This window comes from Sphaerobacter sp., from assembly GCF_019683595.1.
In the GTDB taxonomy this organism is placed as follows: domain Bacteria; phylum Chloroflexota; class Chloroflexia; order Thermomicrobiales; family Thermomicrobiaceae; genus Sphaerobacter.
On the sequence record NZ_JADGHZ010000068.1, the window covers coordinates 1 to 16553 of the forward strand.

Annotated in this window: 12 protein-coding genes and 1 riboswitch; all 12 genes read left to right on the forward strand. The window is 68.9% G+C overall.

Going from position 1 to position 16553, the window contains the following annotated elements:
* Window positions 1-666: 666 nt before the first annotated feature.
* The 12 genes from IRZ30_RS08995 to IRZ30_RS09050 all read left to right on the forward strand — a co-directional run bounded on the left by IRZ30_RS08995 (window position 667) and on the right by IRZ30_RS09050 (window position 16543).
* The gene (locus IRZ30_RS08995; protein ID WP_294084633.1) at window positions 667-1872 is read left to right on the forward strand and encodes a glutathione-independent formaldehyde dehydrogenase; all 1206 of its coding nucleotides are present in this window, start codon (window positions 667-669) and stop codon (window positions 1870-1872) included.
* A 53-nt stretch (window positions 1873-1925) separates the two neighbouring features.
* Window positions 1926-2038: riboswitch (TPP riboswitch) on the forward strand.
* A gap of 96 nt (window positions 2039-2134) precedes the next feature.
* Entirely contained in the window at window positions 2135-2815 is a 681-nt protein-coding gene (tenA, locus tag IRZ30_RS09000) for a thiaminase II (protein WP_294084635.1), read from the forward strand.
* A 302-nt stretch (window positions 2816-3117) separates the two neighbouring features.
* The gene (locus IRZ30_RS09005) at window positions 3118-4533 is read left to right on the forward strand and encodes a Na+/H+ antiporter NhaC family protein (protein WP_294084637.1); all 1416 of its coding nucleotides are present in this window, start codon (window positions 3118-3120) and stop codon (window positions 4531-4533) included.
* A gap of 1 nt (window position 4534) precedes the next feature.
* On the forward strand, window positions 4535-5362 hold the full coding sequence (locus IRZ30_RS09010) for a serine hydrolase (protein WP_294084638.1): 828 nt from the start codon (window positions 4535-4537) through the stop codon (window positions 5360-5362).
* A 154-nt stretch (window positions 5363-5516) separates the two neighbouring features.
* Window positions 5517-6563, forward strand: a complete 1047-nt coding sequence (locus IRZ30_RS09015; RefSeq protein ID WP_294084639.1) for a hydroxyacid dehydrogenase — start codon at window positions 5517-5519, stop codon at window positions 6561-6563.
* Between the two features lie 118 nt (window positions 6564-6681).
* Window positions 6682-8568 carry an ABC transporter ATP-binding protein gene (locus IRZ30_RS09020; protein ID WP_294084643.1) on the forward strand — a complete coding sequence of 629 codons (1887 nt, stop codon included), beginning with the start codon at window positions 6682-6684 and terminating at the stop codon, window positions 8566-8568.
* Between the two features lie 863 nt (window positions 8569-9431).
* Entirely contained in the window at window positions 9432-10406 is a 975-nt protein-coding gene (locus IRZ30_RS09025) for a hypothetical protein (RefSeq protein WP_294084644.1), read from the forward strand.
* A complete protein-coding gene (locus IRZ30_RS09030) occupies window positions 10403-11962 on the forward strand; it encodes a radical SAM protein (RefSeq protein WP_294084646.1) in 1560 nt (519 codons plus the stop codon). Before IRZ30_RS09025 ends, IRZ30_RS09030 begins: the two co-directional genes overlap by 4 nt.
* A gap of 106 nt (window positions 11963-12068) precedes the next feature.
* Complete coding sequence (locus IRZ30_RS09035; RefSeq protein WP_294084647.1) at window positions 12069-13469, forward strand: radical SAM protein; 1401 nt, start codon at window positions 12069-12071, stop codon at window positions 13467-13469.
* Window positions 13469-14329, forward strand: a complete 861-nt coding sequence (locus tag IRZ30_RS09040) for a class I SAM-dependent methyltransferase (RefSeq protein WP_294084648.1) — start codon at window positions 13469-13471, stop codon at window positions 14327-14329. Before IRZ30_RS09035 ends, IRZ30_RS09040 begins: the two co-directional genes overlap by 1 nt.
* On the forward strand, window positions 14326-16026 hold the full coding sequence (locus IRZ30_RS09045) for a methyltransferase domain-containing protein (protein ID WP_294084649.1): 1701 nt from the start codon (window positions 14326-14328) through the stop codon (window positions 16024-16026). Before IRZ30_RS09040 ends, IRZ30_RS09045 begins: the two co-directional genes overlap by 4 nt.
* A gap of 13 nt (window positions 16027-16039) precedes the next feature.
* Window positions 16040-16543: a cobalamin-dependent protein gene (locus tag IRZ30_RS09050; protein WP_294084650.1), complete on the forward strand. Its 504-nt coding sequence runs from the start codon at window positions 16040-16042 to the stop codon at window positions 16541-16543.
* Window positions 16544-16553 lie beyond the last annotated feature (10 nt).

Below are 16553 nucleotides of genomic sequence, written 5' to 3' on the forward strand. Positions count from 1 at the left end.
CCCGCCCACACGCCGCGGCGCGAGCTCGTTCGCACGACCTGCCCCCCTCCCGAACCCGCCGCGGGGGTTCTCGCACCACCCACCCCGGCGTCCGGACCGCGGTGCGCATCGTTGCGTCGCCGATCCCACATTCCGAGGACGGTGAGGGAATCGTCACGTCGACAATCCCCGGCTCGGACCCATGCGGCGCCCTACAAGAGCGGCGGCTGAGGCCGCCGCACTCCATAGCCCGCTTTCATTGTGAGCCCAGGCGTTTTCCCCAGGGCACGGGCCGACCGTACACGCGCCATCGGATCGTCCGAGTCCACGATTCCGCGGACCCGCCCGCAGCGCTCCCACCGCGCCACAGCCATCACGCATTGACAAGCGAATAGTTAGCGTCTAGCATGAACCCAGATGGCACGAACACGTCACGCATGCGGCACCTGCCGCGTTGTGGCGGCCTCCACCCCGCGCGGTGGGCGTCCCGCATCTCGACCGGGAAGGAGGCGCCAGCGACCATACCGCTCATCGCGGACGTCCCGCATCCTCACGCACCAGCGGCGCACACCGACGCCGTACGCAGCCAACGGGGCGGCCGCGCCCGCACTCCGAACGACCTGACTTCGTCGTACCAGGTGGTGGTCAGTCAAGCTGGCTGGCCGCTGCGGGAAGAGGAGTGGTTCCATGAAGGCCGTCGTCTACAAGGGCCCGAACCAGGTCGCCGTCGAGGAAGTCCCCGATCCCAAGATCCAAGCACCCACCGACGTACTCGTCCGCATCACCTCCACCGCCATCTGCGGCAGCGATCTTCATATGTATGAGGGGCGTACCGCCGCCTCACCGGGCATCGTCTTCGGCCACGAGAACATGGGCATCGTGGAGGAGGTCGGGAGCGGCGTCGCGTCGATCAAGAAGGGCGACCGCGTGGTCATGCCCTTCAACATCGCCTGCGGCTTCTGCTTCAACTGCGTGCGGGGCTATACCGGCTTCTGCCTGACGGCGAACCCCGGTTTCGCCGGCAGCGCCTATGGCTACGTCGCCATGGGCCCCTACCCGGGCGGGCAGGCCGAGTTGCTGCGCGTCCCCTTCGCGGACTTCAACTGCCTCAAGCTCCCCGGCCAACCGGGCGATCAGTGGGAAGATGACTTTATGATGCTGGCCGACATCTTCCCCACCGGTTACCACGGGACGGAGCTGGCCGGTGTTCGTCCCGGCAGTACCGTCGCCGTCTTCGGAGCCGGCCCGGTGGGGCTGATGGCGGCCTACAGCGCCCTTCTCCGTGGCGCTTCGGAGGTCTACGTCGTCGACCGCGTGCCGGAGCGCCTTCAGAAAGCGAAGGAGATCGGCGCGATCCCGATCGACTTCTCCAAGGGCGACCCGGTGGAGCAGATCTTCGACATGCGCCGGCAGAACGCGGGCGTCACCGGTGCGATGCGCCCCGGGGAAGAGAGCATGATCGGCGTCATGTGCGGCATCGACGCCGTCGGATACCAGGCGTTCTCGCACGGGTCCGGGACCCAGGAGCAGCCGAACCGGGTGCTCGAAGATCTGATCCGGGTGGTGAACCCGACCGGGCGGATCGGCATCCCCGGGCTCTACGTGCCGACCGATCCGGGCGGCGTCGACCAGGCCGCCAAGCAGGGGCAGTTGCTCCTCTCCTTCGGGAAGCTCTTCGAGAAGGGGATCCGGCTCGGCACCGGCCAGACCAACGTGAAGCAGTACAACGTCTTCCTGCGCGACCTGATCATCTCCGGTCGCGCCAAGCCGAGCTTCGTCGTCAGCCACCGGGTGCCGCTCGAGAAGGCGCCGGAGGCCTACGAGAAGTTCGACAAGCGGGTGGAAGGTTACACGAAGGTCGTGCTCAAGCCGCAGCAGACCGCGGCCGACTAGGTTTGACACGGACGCGGGTACCTGTTACGGTGTTCGCGACAGATCAATAAGCGGCACAGCGCGACGGGAGCCCGGGGACCCGGGCTGAGAGGGTGGCCAGCGATCCGCCACCGACCGCTGAACCTGACCTGGGTAATGCCAGCGAAGGGACGGCTGCTGACCAGACCGTTCAACGGCGCTGTCCGATCGGGCAGCGCCGTTCTCTGTCCCACCGACGGCTCCCCACCCCGCGCGCCCGGGCCATCGCGAAAGGAGTCGGCTGATGGACACGCGGTTCACCGACGAGTTGTGGGAGAGCATCACCCCGATCTACCAGCAAATCCTCGAACACCCCTTTATTAAGGGGTTGACCGACGGCTCGCTCCCCGAACCGGCCTTCCGCCAGTACGTGATTCAGGACGCCCTCTACCTCCAGGACTTCGCACGCTCGATCGCCGCGACCGCCGCCAAGTCGCCCAAGGACGACTGGGCCGAGACGCTGCTGAGCCATGCGCACAACGCGCTGGCCGTCGAGCGTGCGCTGCACGGGGGTCTCTTCAAGGACTGGGGCATCACCACCGAGGAGGTCTACAGCACCCGCCCCTCCCCCTCCAACCTGGCCTACACCTCCTACACCCTTCGGGTCGCCTACCGCGAACCGTTCGAAGAGGCGATGGGCGCGCTACTGCCCTGCTACTGGATCTACTGGGAGGTCGGCAAGCAGCTCGAAGAGGCCGGATCGCCCAACCCCGACTACCAGCGCTGGATCGACACCTACGCCTCCGAGGATTTCGCCGTCCCGGTGCGCGAGGTCCTCGCCATCGCCAATGAGATGGTGGCCGACCTCTCCGAAGCCCGGCGCGCCCGAATCCGCCGCCACTTCGTGACCTGCTCGACCTACGAGTGGATGTTCTGGGATGCCGCCTGGCGCCTGGAGGACTGGCCGGTCAAGGGCCGGGAGTGATCGCGACTCTCCCTCTGTCCCCCGCCCCACCCGTGGGGCGGGGGCATCCTTTCCTCCCACGACTGGGATTTCCCACCGACAGGTGATCCGCCCATACGTGCTGTAACCACGTCGTCCAAACTGCTTCCCCGCGATGAGAAAGTGAAGTACCGTAGGGAAACGCTGGGCACGTTCAGCAGGCTCAGCGTCGTGGGCCGGGGGTGCTCACACACCGGGTGGCCACCCGGTCTTGGTGTGGCACGTAACGGGGCCCGGCCGCGGCGCGGGGACGTGGATTCGGGACGGAGTGGAAGGGGAGCCTGATGAGTAACCGTGGAGTGCAGGCGGCCGAAGCCGAGAAGGAGCGCAGCCTGACGCGAACCGCCGGCATCGTGGCCTTCGTGGTCGGGATCATCGCCGCGATCATCATCAACCTCACGGTTGAACCCCCGAGCGTGTGGGGTCTCGTCCCCATCGTGCTCTACGCGATCCTCGCCCTGCTGGGGCTCGACATCGTCCTGGCGACGCTCGGCGCGCTGATCGCCGCCGTGATCATGACCGGAACCGGGCCTCTCGCGCTGAGCGGGCTCTTCGCCCAATCGCTCGGGTCGTTCATCGTGACCGTCGGCCTGATCATCATCCTCGGCGGTGGGCTCGGGCAGGTCACGCGCGAGACCGGCGTTGCCGAGTACCTCGTCCGCCTCATCACCCAGACCATCGGCCTGCGGACACGGACGCGGGTGCAGCTCGGGATCATGTTGACGTCGACGATCCTCGTCGGCGCGCTGGGTACCCTCGCGGGCGCGAACGCGATCCTGGCACCGATCGTGATCCCGATCGCGGCGGCGGTCGGGTTCACCCCGGCGGCGCTCGCGGTCATGCTCCACGCGGGTGGCGCGCCGGGGCTCTTCATCGGCCCGTTCACCCCGCCCGTCGTCACCCTCACCGAAACCGCCGCCGTGAACTACGTGCCGTACCTCGTCGCGGCGGGACTCCCAATGGCGATCACCACCTGGGTCGTGGGCTTCCTCATGGCGCGGTGGATCCAGCGCCGGACCGAGGGGTCGCAGGCCTACGATGAGGAAGCGCTCGCCACGGTGGAGCAGAAGACCTTGGGCGAGAGTGCCCGCCGCGGCACGTTCGCGTTTGTCCTGACCCTCGCCGTCATGGTGGCCTACGGCATCCGGGCGGAGGCCGGGGCATCCTTCGCGATTCTCGTCATGCTGGTCACCTCGTTCACCACCGGGCTGGCGGGGGGCATGAGCCTCGAGGGGATCCTGCAGGCGATCTATCGCGGCGCTTCCGGTCTCGTCTGGTTGTTCCTGCTCTTCTGGCTCTTCAACCCGCTGATCGAGCTGGTCGGGAAGATGCAAGCCTACGAGGCACTACTGGACGCCGGGGAGCCGATCCTTGCCGAGATCGGCGGCTACGGCTTCGCTCTGGTCGCGCTCCTGATCGGGTGGCTCGGCGTCGCCGGGGCCGCGGTTGCCCAGGTCGTGTTGATGAACGAGGTTTTCGGGCCGACTGCGCAAGCGCTGGGGATCCCGGCGCTCGCGTGGGTGCTGGTCCTCCTCGGTTCCTCGCAGATCGACTGGTTCGGGCCATTCCCCAACGCCGACATGATCGGGCAGATGGGCCTGGCGCGATCCCGTGACCTGCGCTCGATGCTGTACAACGGCTGGGCCATCCTGGCCGCGAACCTGGTCCTGTTCGTGATCCTCTTGTGGATCCTGATCTAGGGTGAACTGGGAGGCCCCGGTGGTGAACCTGACCGCGGTGCGGACCGAGCTCGACGACCTAATCCGGCGTGCGCCGGGGACCGTCGGGCTCGTGATCGAAGACCTCGCGACGGGCGAGCGGCTGGAGTGGTCGCCGGAGGCGCGCTTCCCGTCCGCGAGCATCATCAAGATCCCCATCCTGGTCGAGGCACTTCGCCAGGCGGAGGAGGGGACCGTCCGTCTCGATCAGATGGTCCCGGTGCCGGACGACGCGAAGGTCGGTGGCTCCGGCATCCTCAAAGAGCTGACCAGCGTCGAGTCGCTCTCGCTGCTCGATCTGCTGACGCTCATGATCGTCGTCAGCGACAACACGGCGACGAACCTCTGCATCGACGTCCTCGGCCTGGAGACAATCAACCGCACCATTGCCTCGCTCGGGCTGACGGGCACCCAACTGCAACGCAAGATGTTTGACTACGAGGCACGCGATCGCGGGCTGGAGAACATCACCACCGCGGCGGACATCGCGCGCCTGCTCCGGCTGATCGCGACCCGGCAGATCTTGACGCCGGAGGCGTGCGACCTCGCGATCGACATCATGGCGCGCCAGCAGGTGCGCGACCGCCTGCCGCTCTATCTGCCGGACGACATGCGCGTCGCGCACAAGACCGGTGAGCTGCCCGGGGTTCGGCACGACGCGGGCGTGATCTTCTTCGACTCCGGCCCGGTGATCGTCGTGGCCCTGACCCAGGGCTTCCCGGATCCGCTCTCGCAATCGGTCTTCGGCGGCGATGCCAGCGCGCTGATCGCTCAGATCCCACGCGTGCTCCTCAAGCATCAGCGCCAGTGACACCGAGCGGTCTGCCATAACGCCCCGCGAACCGGCGCCCGCACCCTGGTGATCACCCATCCGGGGTGCGGGCGCTACCTACCCGCCTGGCACACGGGTTGCAACCCCGAGCCCCCGACGGACGTGGCGACCGGGCCTCGGAGGGAGCGGCGGGATGAGCGATCGGGCGAGCGGCACGACAGGGCGCGTGGTCTTTTTCGAGACGGACTCGCGCGAGCAGGCGTACTTCGGGGAGGCACTTGGGTCGCTGGACCCGGTCTTCCACAGCGAGCCATTGGACGAGGGCAACGCGCACTTGGCGGCGGAGGCTGAGATCGTATCGGTCTTCATCCACTCGCGGCTCGACCGCCCGACCCTGGAGCGCCTACCCCGGCTGCGCCTGATCGCCACCCGCTCGACCGGCTACGACCACATCGACCTTGCGGCCTGCGCCGAGCGCGGCGTCGTCGTGGCGAACGTCCCCTACTACGGCGAGACGACCGTCGCCGAGCACACCTTCGGGCTCATCCTGGCGCTTTCCCGTAACATCCACCGCGCTTACGTCCGCACACAACGCGGCGACTTCTCGCTGGCCGGCCTGGAGGGATTCGACCTGAAGGGCAAGACCCTCGGCGTGGTCGGCACGGGCAGCATTGGGCTCCACGTCATCCGGATCGCCAAGGGCTTCGGCATGGAAGTCGTCGCCTACGACGTGCGGCCGACCCGGATCCTGCCCGAGGTGCTCGGCTTCCGCTACGTCCCGCTGGACGAGCTGCTGCAGGAGTCCGACATCGTGAGCCTGCACGTCCCCCACCTCCCGGCGACGCACCATCTGATGAACCGCGAGACCTTCTCCCGCATGAAGCGCGGCTCGCTGCTGATCAACACAGCCCGCGGCGGCCTCGTCGACACCGAGGCGCTGATCTGGGCGCTCGATCAGGGGATCCTCGCCGGTGCCGGTCTCGACGTGCTGGAGGGAGAGGAGTTGATCCAGGAGGAATCGCAACTCCTGACCGAGCCGGCGGTGGAAGACAAGCTACGGGCCGTGCTGCGCCAGCACCTGCTGGCTCGCCGCGAAAACGTGGTCATCACGCCCCACATCGCGTTCTACAGCACCGAGGCCGTGCACCGCATCATGGACGTGACGATCGAGAACGTCAGAGCATTCCTCGACGGCACCCCCCAGAACGTGGTGAGCGCCCCCGCCCCCGCGCGGGCGTGACGTCTCCGCCCCTGCCCTGCCGCTCCGGGCAGGACTCGACCTACCCAAACGACCGGTTTGCCCCACGGAGGCCCGGTGGTAGGCTTGCCGCGCCGCGGAGATCTGGAGAGGGGGGCCGATGCACCGTGGACGACTGATGGGCCAATTCGACAAGCCGGAGCAGGCAGCTCGCCCGGGCACCTTCCGGCGGGTGGTGACCTTCTTCCGACCCTACTGGCAGCAGATCGCCCTCGTGCTGGTTGCCATCCTGATCACCTCCGGCCTCGGCCTGATCAACCCGTACCTCCTCAAGTTGATCATCGACACCGCGATCCCCCAGCGCGACATGATGCTGCTAAACCTCTTCGTCGGGCTGATGATCGTCGTGCCGATCATCTCCGGGTTGATCGGCGTCGGGCAGAGCTATCTGAGCAACGTGGTCGGCCAGCGGGTCATGCGCGACCTGCGCAACGCGCTCTACGCCCACCTGCAGCGCATGCCGTTGCGCTTCTTCACCATGACCCGCACCGGGGAGATCCAGAGCCGTCTCGCCAATGACGTCGGCGGTATCCAGCAGGTGGTCACCTCGACCGCCGCGACGATCGTCAGCAACATCGCCACCGTGGGCAGCACGATCGTGCTCATGGCCGCCATTGACGTGCAACTCACGCTCCTGTCACTGGCGCTTGCACCGATCTTCCTCATCGTCACCCGCCGGGTCGGCGCGCTGCGGCGTGAGCTCTCGACCTCCACGCAGCGCAGCCTGGCCGACCTGACCGCGATCACCCAGGAGACGCTCTCCGTCTCAGGCGTGCTCCTGACCAAGACGTTCGGGCGCCAACGCGAGGCGACCGAGCGCTTCGCCGCTGAGAACGAGCGCCTGGCCGGGTTGCAGATCCGCCAGCAGATGATCGGCCGCTGGTTCTTCATGGTCATCAACGTCTTCTTCTCGATCACCCCGGGCCTGGTCTACTGGGTCGCCGGGCGGTCCATCATCGGCGGCGACAGCGAGCTGACAATCGGTAGCATCGTCGCCTTCACCACGCTCCAGAGCCGCCTCTTCTTCCCGCTGGGACAGCTCCTCAACGTCCACGTCGACGTGCAGGGAGCGCTGGCACTGTTCGACCGCATCTTCGAGTACCTGGACCTCCAGCCGGAGATCACCGACCGGCCCGGTGCCCTGGAGCTCGATCCCGACCGCGTGCGCGGCCGCGTCGAGTACGACCACGTCAGCTTCCGCTACGACTCCGCCCCGCCCGGGAGCGACGACGCCTCCGAGCGGCCGCTGGCCCTGAATGACGTCAGCTTCACCATCGAGCCGGGGCAGCTCGTCGCGCTGGTCGGGCCGAGCGGCGCCGGGAAGACGACCATCACCTACCTGCTCCCCCGGCTCTACGACGTTACGTCAGGTGCGGTGCGGATCGACGGGCACGACGTGCGCGACGTGACGCTGGAGAGCCTGGGCCGGGTGATCGGCTTCGTCACCCAGGAGACCTACCTCTTCCACGCCACCGTCCGCGAGAACCTCCTGTACGGCAAGCCGGACGCAACGCAGGAGGAGATCGAGGCAGCCGCGCGTGCCGCAGCCATCCACGACCGGATCATGGAACTGCCCGACGGCTACGACACGGTCGTCGGCGAGCGGGGCTACAAGCTCTCCGGCGGGGAGAAGCAGCGCCTGGCGCTGGCGCGCGTGATCCTCAAGGACCCGCGCATCCTGATCCTGGACGAGGCGACCTCAGCCCTCGACACGCACTCGGAGCGGCTGATCCAGGCCGCCCTCCAGCCCCTCATGCGCGGCCGGACCACCATCGCCATCGCCCACCGGCTGAGCACCGTCCTCGCGGCCGACCAGATCCTGGTCGTCGATCAGGGCCGCATCGTCGAGCGCGGCACCCACCAGGAACTCCTCGCCCGCGACGGGCTCTACGCCTCCCTCTACCGCGCCCAGTTCGTCACCGACGACGCTCCGGCCACGCTGAACGGCGGGGTTCGTCTGGACGAGGAAGTCCCGGCGGCCGAGTAGGGCGGCTTGATCTGACGGTACAATGCGAATGCAGAGCTAGTCAGCGCCGCGGGAGGGCAACGCCCGACATTGGCACGAGCTCGGGAGATATCTCTCATCGGGCAGCGCCGCGACATCTACCGCCACCTCTCTCGGCTGTCTCACTGACGCGCCAGGCCCCAGCGTTCTCCATGTCATTCAGGCGTTCCACCTCCGTAAAGCACCAACGGAGCCAGACGGTCTGCTCGCCGCCCCATCCCCTAAGTTCGGTCCAACCGGCAGGCGAGTCGAACCGGCCACGCAGCGAAGGTTGACAGCAATCGAACGACGGTGACCGGTCCACGTCCCACGGTCTCTCGTCAAACTCCATCAGCCGGCTGGGGGACAGCACTCACACCCCGGCGTTGGGTGTGCACCGCCTGGCGCGTGCCCGGGGCTCAAGCCGCCGGGCTGACAAGGAAAGCCGGCTGAAGCCGGCTCTTTGAAGTGAGGCGGCCCCAGCCGCCGCTTTGGGATGGCGCCACATCAGTCGCGCGTCGGGGTTGGTGCCGCTCCGGTCGCCGCGGTGGGTGGTGCGAAGGATCCCGCGCCGTGGCGCGGGGATCCTCACGCCACCCGTCGCGGAGGGGGCCGCAGCCGCACGAGTCCATGGTGGCGGGCTGGAGACAGGCCAGCCGGAAGACCGGGCGGGGCCCAGGTACGCACACGCGCCTATACCTGATGGATAGCGTCCGACCTCCTTTCAATGTAGATGCGCCATAGCAGCCCTATCAGGACAGCTTCGCAGGCATTACCGCGCATTTATCCCTCCCCAAACATCCAATCGTCCCGCTTCCTCGTACTGCCACCGATGCGGGTTCATCGGGTGGGGATGGGAGAGGCGCATGGCGGCGATCCCGAAGACAGCATACGCGGCGACTCAGCCCGCGGACGCGCCTGCGTCGGCCGCCGATCGCGCCGCGCTGGCGCGCGCGGCGGTGCGGGCGGTGGCCTACGGCGACGTCTTCGACTATCCCCTCACCGCTGCCGAGGTGCACCGGTATCTCGTGGGCGTGGCAGCGACACCCGCGGAGGTCCACGCGCTGCTGCGTGACCCGGCGACGCGGCCCGCGGCGATCGCGACCTACGACGGCTACTTCATGCTCCGGGGTCGGGAGGGAATTGTCGCGACGCGTCGCCGCCGGGCAGCGCTGGCCGCACAAGTCTGGCCGCGCGCCGTGCGCTACGGGCGCGCCATCGCCCGGCTCCCCTTCGTACGCATGGTCGGGATCACCGGCGAACTCGCGATGAACAGCGTCGACGACGGCGCGGACATCGACTACCTGATCGTGACCGAGCCGGGGCGCCTCTGGCTTTGCCGGGCGCTCATCATCGGCATCGTCCGCCTCGCCCGCCACGGCGGCGACATCATCTGTCCCAACTACCTGCTCTCCGAACGCGCCCTCGTGCTGCACGAGCGGAACCTCTACACCGCCCATGAGATGACCCAGATGGTGCCGCTGAGCGGGCTGGAGATTTACGCGCGGCTGCGCCGGCTCAACGACTGGACCGCGCGCTTCCTGCCCAACGCCGAGGGACCGCCCTCCCTGGTGACAACCGACGTCCCAGTCCACGCGGTTGCCCGCGTGCTCGCCGAGGCACCGCTGCGATCGCCGGCTGGGGAGCGGCTGGAGCGTTGGGAGCGGGGGCGGAAGATCCGGCGGCTGAGCCAGGCGCACGGGCCGGGTGGGGAGGCGGCGTTCTCGGCCGACTGGTGCAAGGGCCACTTCGACGGCCATGGCCGCCGCACACTGGCGGCCTACGCGGAGCGACTGCGCGCGCTCGACCTGCTGGATGCCGACGAGGGGTGGGGAACGTGAGCGAGGTGCTGCTGGGTCAGTCCTACTACCTGCGGTTCGACCCCAAGCTGTGGGAGGCGATGCAGCCCTACCCGCCGCTCGGGACCCTCTACGCTGCGAGCTACCTGCGATCCCGCGGCTACGACGTGGCGCTCTTCGACGCCATGCTCGCCGAGTCGGAGGCGGAGTGGACGGCGGCGCTCGACCGGGAGCGCCCGCGCTTCGCCGTCCTCTACGAGGACAATTTCAACTACCTCTCCAAGATGTGCCTCCTGCGCATGCGCGAGGCGGCGTTCACCATGATCCGCGCCGCGCTCACGCGCGGCTGCACCGTGATCGTCGCCGGCTCCGACGCCACCGACCATGCCGCGCGCTACCTGCAGGCCGGGGCCGACTTCGTCCTGATCGGCGAGGGGGAGTACACGCTGGCCGAACTCCTCGACCATCTGACCGGCCGGAGCGACATGCCACGGGAGGAGATCCTGGGTCTGGCCTACCCCGATCCGGCACAACCCGACGGGGTCACGCGCACCCCACGCCGGCCGGACATCCGCGACCTCGACGCGCTGCCGTTCCCGGCGTGGGATCTGGTGGATGTGCCGCGCTACCGCAACATCTGGCTGCGGCGGCACGGGTACTTCTCGATGAACATGGTCACGACCCGTGGCTGCCCCTTCCACTGCAACTGGTGCGCGAAGCCGATCTGGGGCCAGCGGTACAACGCCCGTAGCCCGGAGAACGTCGCAGCCGAGCTGAAGTGGTTGCGCGACACCTACCAGCCCGATCACATCTGGTTCGTCGACGACATCATGGGTCTCAAGCCGGGCTGGCTCCAGCGCTACGCGGACGAGGTCGAGCGGCTCGGCATCCGCACGCCCTTCAAGAGCCTGCACCGGGTGGATCTCTTGCTCCGCGGCGACACGATCGAGGCACTGGCGCGCGCTGGCGCGCAAATCGTCTGGGTCGGAGCCGAGTCCGGCTCGCAGGCCATCCTCGACGCGATGGAGAAGGGGACGAAGGTCGAGCAGATCGCGGAGGCGGCCCGGCGCCTGCACGCCGCGGGCATCCAGGTCGGGTTCTTCCTCCAGTTCGGCTACCCCGGTGAGACCCGCGCCGACATCGAGCTGACGCTGCAGATGGTGCGCGACTGCCAGCCGGACGACATCGGCATCTCGGTCGCCTACCCGCTGCCGGGGACGCCGTTCCACGAGCGGGTGAAGGATCAGCTCGGGGTCAAGCAGAACTGGCTCGACTCCAACGACCTGGCCATGCTCTACCGCGGACCCTTCACCACCGAGTTCTACCGGCAACTCCACGTCGTGGTGCACAAGGAGTTCCGGATGCGCAAGCACTGGCGGGTGCTCCGGGGACTGGCGCGGCGGCCGGGCCAGATCCGTCGCCGCCACCTGCGCATGGCGGCCGCGGCGGCCTTCTACGCCGCGACGCTGCCGCTGGAGCGTCGCCGCCTCGACCGGCTGGAGAGCGTGCCGCACCAGGGTATGGGGCCGCTGAGGCCCGGCATCTCGCCCGAGGAAGCGGCCATCCCGACGCCGCAGTCACCGGCCAAGGGAGACTGAGCAGCCAGTCGGGAGCGCCGGCCACTTGTTTCCGCGGTAGCCGTAGGGGAGACGGTCAGGACGCCAGGGCTGCCGCGACGACGCCAGAGGGAGGGCATCAGGCACCATGGATATCCTGCTGACCCACGGTTATTTCCTTTACCAGGATCCGCACGAGTTGCAGGTCATGAAGCCCTACCCCACCCTCGGCATCCTCTACATCTCGGCCTACCTGAAGTCGCGCGGGTTCGACGTGAAGGTATTCGACTCCACCTTCAGCAGCCCCGAAGAGCAGCGCGCGTACCTGGAGCGCGAGCGCCCGCCCGTCGTCGGCGTGTACGCCAACCTGATGACCCGCCCGCGGGTGATCCAGACGATGCAGGCGGCCAAGGCGATCGGCGCCACGGTCATCGCCGGCGGGCCGGAGCCGGCCAACTACCCGGAGGAGTACCTGGCACGCGGGGCCGACGTGGTGGTCATCGGCGAGGGCGAACTGACGCTCGAGGAGTTGCTGCCACACCTGGCCCGCTACGGGCCGAACGGCATGGAGCACATCCAGGGCATCGTTTACCGCGACGGGGACGGCCGGCTGGTCCGTACCGAGCCGCGGCCCTACATTCCCAAGCTGGACGAGCTCCCCTTCCCCGACCGCGCGGCGATAGACATCCCACGCTACGTGCGCACCTGGCGCGAGCACCACGGGATGGGCTCGGTGTCGCTCATCACCGCACGGGGCTGCCCCTACACCTGTACCTGGTGCAGCCATGCCGTCTACGGCTACAGCCACCGGCGCCGTTCGCCGGAGAACGTGGCCGATGAGCTGGAGCACATCATCGAGATCTACCAGCCCGACATGGTCTGGTACGCCGACGATGTCTTCACCATCCACAAGGGCTGGTTCTTCCGCTACGCCGCCGAGCTGAAACGCCGGGGTATCAACATCCCCTTCGAGACGATCTCCCGCGAGGACCGGTTGAACGAGGAGATCATCCGCACCCTGAAGGAGATGGGCGCCTTCCGTATCTGGATCGGCGCCGAGTCCGGCTCGCAGCGCATCCTCGACGCCATGCGCCGCCGCACCAAGGCCGAGCGGGTGCGAGAGATGGTGCACCTGCTCCAGCGCTACGGGATCGAGGCGGGCATGTTCATCATGCTCGGCTACGAGGGGGAGGAGATGCCTGACCTGGAGGCCACGGTGGAGCACCTGAAGGCATCCAACCCCGACCTGTTCCTCACGACCGTCGCCTACCCGATCAAGAACACGCCGTACTACGAGGTGGTCAAGGACCGGGTCATCCCGCTCAAGCCGTGGGACGAAGGGTCCGACCGGGACTTCACCGTGGCCGGGCGCCACTCGCGCCGCTTCTACCAGTACGCCACGCGCTGGATGGTCAACGAGGTGGCGGCGCACCGGGAGCGCCAGCAGGCGCAGCCCAACTACCGGCGCCTCGCCAAGGCGATGGTGAATGCACGCATCGGCCGGCTGGGGATGCTGGTGACCCAGCACGAGGTGGAGCGAGGGCAGTGATGGCTGCGCCCGCGGCACCCTTCGACGCCGCCGCGCCGAGCTACGACGCGGTTTTCTCCCACCGCACGCTCGGGCGTCTCCTGCGCGCCGTCGTGTGGGAGCACCTGGACGCCACCTTCCACCCAGGCAACCGCGTCCTCGATCTGGGCTGCGGCACCGGCGAGGACGCTGTGCGCCTGGCTCAGCGCGGCATCGACGTGCTCGCTACCGATGTCTCGGCCGGGATGCTGGCCCGCGCGCACGAGAAGGCAGAGGGTGCCGGGGTGGCCGACCGCGTCCATCTGCTCCAGCTCGACCTCCGGCAGCACCCGCTGTCCCTGCCCGCGTCGTGGCGGGGGTCGGACTGCATCGACGGCGCCTTTTCGTCGTTCGGCGCGCTCAACTGCCTGCCCGACCGGCGAGCGCTCGCGTCCACCCTCGCGGCCTGGGTGCGCCCGGGCGGGCGGCTCGTCCTGGTGTTGATGGGTCCGCTCTGTGCCTGGGAGATCGGCTGGCACCTGATCCGCGGCCAACCCCGGCGCGCGGTTCGGCGCCTCGCCGCGGGCCGGGACGGCACCCTGGCCCACACGGGCGGCGGGGCCTCCGTGCGCGTCTGGTATCCAACTCCCCGGCGACTGCGCGCGGAGTTTGCCCCCGCGTTCCGGCATGTCCGCACGGTCGGGATCGGCGTCCTGCTGCCGCCCTCGTATCTGGCCGGGCTGGTGGAGCGGTGGCCGCGCACATTCACCCGGCTGGCCGCCATCGAGCGCCGCATCGCCGGCCGGTTCCCCTGGCCCTGGCTCGCCGACCACTACCTGATGGTGCTGGAGCGCACCGCCGCCCCGGCGGGTACGCGACCGAACGGGGAGGATCGACCTTGATCACGGGCGAGCAAGCAACCACCGCCGCGCGCATCGGTGACCTCACCCTCGCCTGTCCCCGCTGCCGCGCGCCGCTGGTGCCGGACGGGGACAGCGCCGTTCGCTGCACCGTCGAGGGAGACCGCTTCCCGAACGAAGACGGAATCTGGCGCTTCCTGCTGCCCGAGCGCGAGCGGCGCTTGGCCCAGTTCATGGCCGAGTACGCCGCCGTGCGCCGTGCCGAGGGCCGCGGCGACGACGATCCCAGCTTCTACCGCGCCCTCCCCTTCCACGACCTGACCGGCCGGTTCGTGGACGACTGGCGCATCCGCGCCGTCAGCTACCAGGCGCTCGTGAACCGTGTCCTCCCGCCCCTGGAGACCCGGTGGCGCCGGCCGCTACGCATCCTCGACCTCGGCGCGGGCAACTGCTGGCTCAGCTACCGCCTCGCGCGCCGCGGGCACAGCGTGGTGGCCGTGGACCTCCTCACCGACCTGCGTGACGGCCTTGGCGCTTATGCCCACTACGACGCCGTCTTCACGCCGGTACAGGCCGAGTTCGACCGCCTGCCGTTCGCCGACGGTCAGGCCGACCTCGCCATCTTCAACGCATCGCTCCACTACTCCCCGGACTACGCGACGACGCTGCGGGAGGTGCTGCGCGTGCTGGCGCCGGAGGGGCAGGTAGTCATTCTCGACTCCCCGGTCTACCGGGACGCACGCAGCGGCGAGCAGATGCTACGGGAGCGGGAGGCCGAGTTCACCCGGCGCTTCGGCTTTCCCTCCAACAGCTTGCCCAGCGAGGGGTACCTCACCGTCGGCCGGCTCGACTCGCTCGCCGCCGCGCTCGGCCTCCGCTGGCACACCCACGAGCCATGGTACGGCTGGCAATGGGCGCTCCGACCATGGAAGGCCCGGCTCCGGGGCCGCCGCGAACCGGCCCGGTTCCTCGTGATCACCGGGGAGCGCGCCGAGCCGCTCCGCCCGGGTCCACCGATCGCCCGCCACACCCGCGCCACCCGCGCGCTCTGGCGCCGCTGGCTACGCGGGCGAGCACGCCTCCTCGGCCGGGATCGCTTCGACCGGGCGCGCCTGGAGCGCGTCGCGGGCCGCGACATCGTCGTCTTGCCCGGCGTCTTCAACCCGGTGCTCTTCCGCACCGGCGCCTACCTCGCCGAGGTGGCGGAGAGCCTCGTCCCGCTGGGCGGCAGCGTGCTCGACCTCGGCACCGGCTCCGGCGTGGGGGCGATCGTCGCCGCCCGCCGCGCGGCGCGGGTCGTCGCCGTCGACATCAACCCGGCCGCCGTGCACTGCGCCCGGATCAACGCCGCATCCAACGGCGTCGGTGACCGGGTCGAGGTGCGGCAGGGCGACCTCTTCACCCCGGTCGCGGGTGAGCGCTTCGACCTCGTGCTGTTCAACCCGCCCTTCTACCGGGGCACGCCGCGCGACGACGCCGATCGGGCCTGGCGCTCGGAGGACGTCCCGGAGCGCTTCGCCGCCGAACTGGCAGCGCACCTGGCACCAGGGGGCAGTGCCCTCGTGGTCCTTTCGTCCGACGGCGACGCGCCCGGTTTCCTCCGTGCCGCATCCAGCGCGGGTCTGGCGATCGAGGTGATCGCCGAGCGGGATCTCATCAACGAGGTGCTACGAATTTACCGGATAACCGCGCCGCAATCGTCTCCCCTCTCCCCGGACGGCGAGAGGGGTCGGAGGTGAGGGCCGGATACCGATGCTGATCCTCTACAACCCGCCCAGCAACGCCCGGCGCAAGCCGGTGCTCCCGATGTCGCTCCTGGCACTCGGCGCCTTGCTGGAAGGCCGCTACGACTATCGCATCGTCGACGGCAATCTCGAACCCGACCCGGCGGCCGCCCTGGACCGTGCCATCCGCGAGACCGGGGCGCGTTTCCTGGGCGTCACGGTCATGCCCGGCCCACAACTCAGCCACGCCGTCCCCCTCTGCCGCCAGATCAAGGCCCGCCACCCGGAACTGACGATCGTCTGGGGCGGCTACTTCCCGACCCAGCACTACGAGGTCTGCCTGCGCGCCGACTTCGTCGACTACGTCGTCCGCGGGCACGGCGAGGTCACCTTCTTGGCGCTGCTCGACGCGCTTCGCGACGGCGCCGACCCGTGCACCATCCCCGGTCTCGCCTATCGCCACCCGGACAGCGGGGAGATCGTCACGACCGGGATGCCGCCGATTCCCCACCCCGATCGGCTCCCCGACTAACCCTACCAGC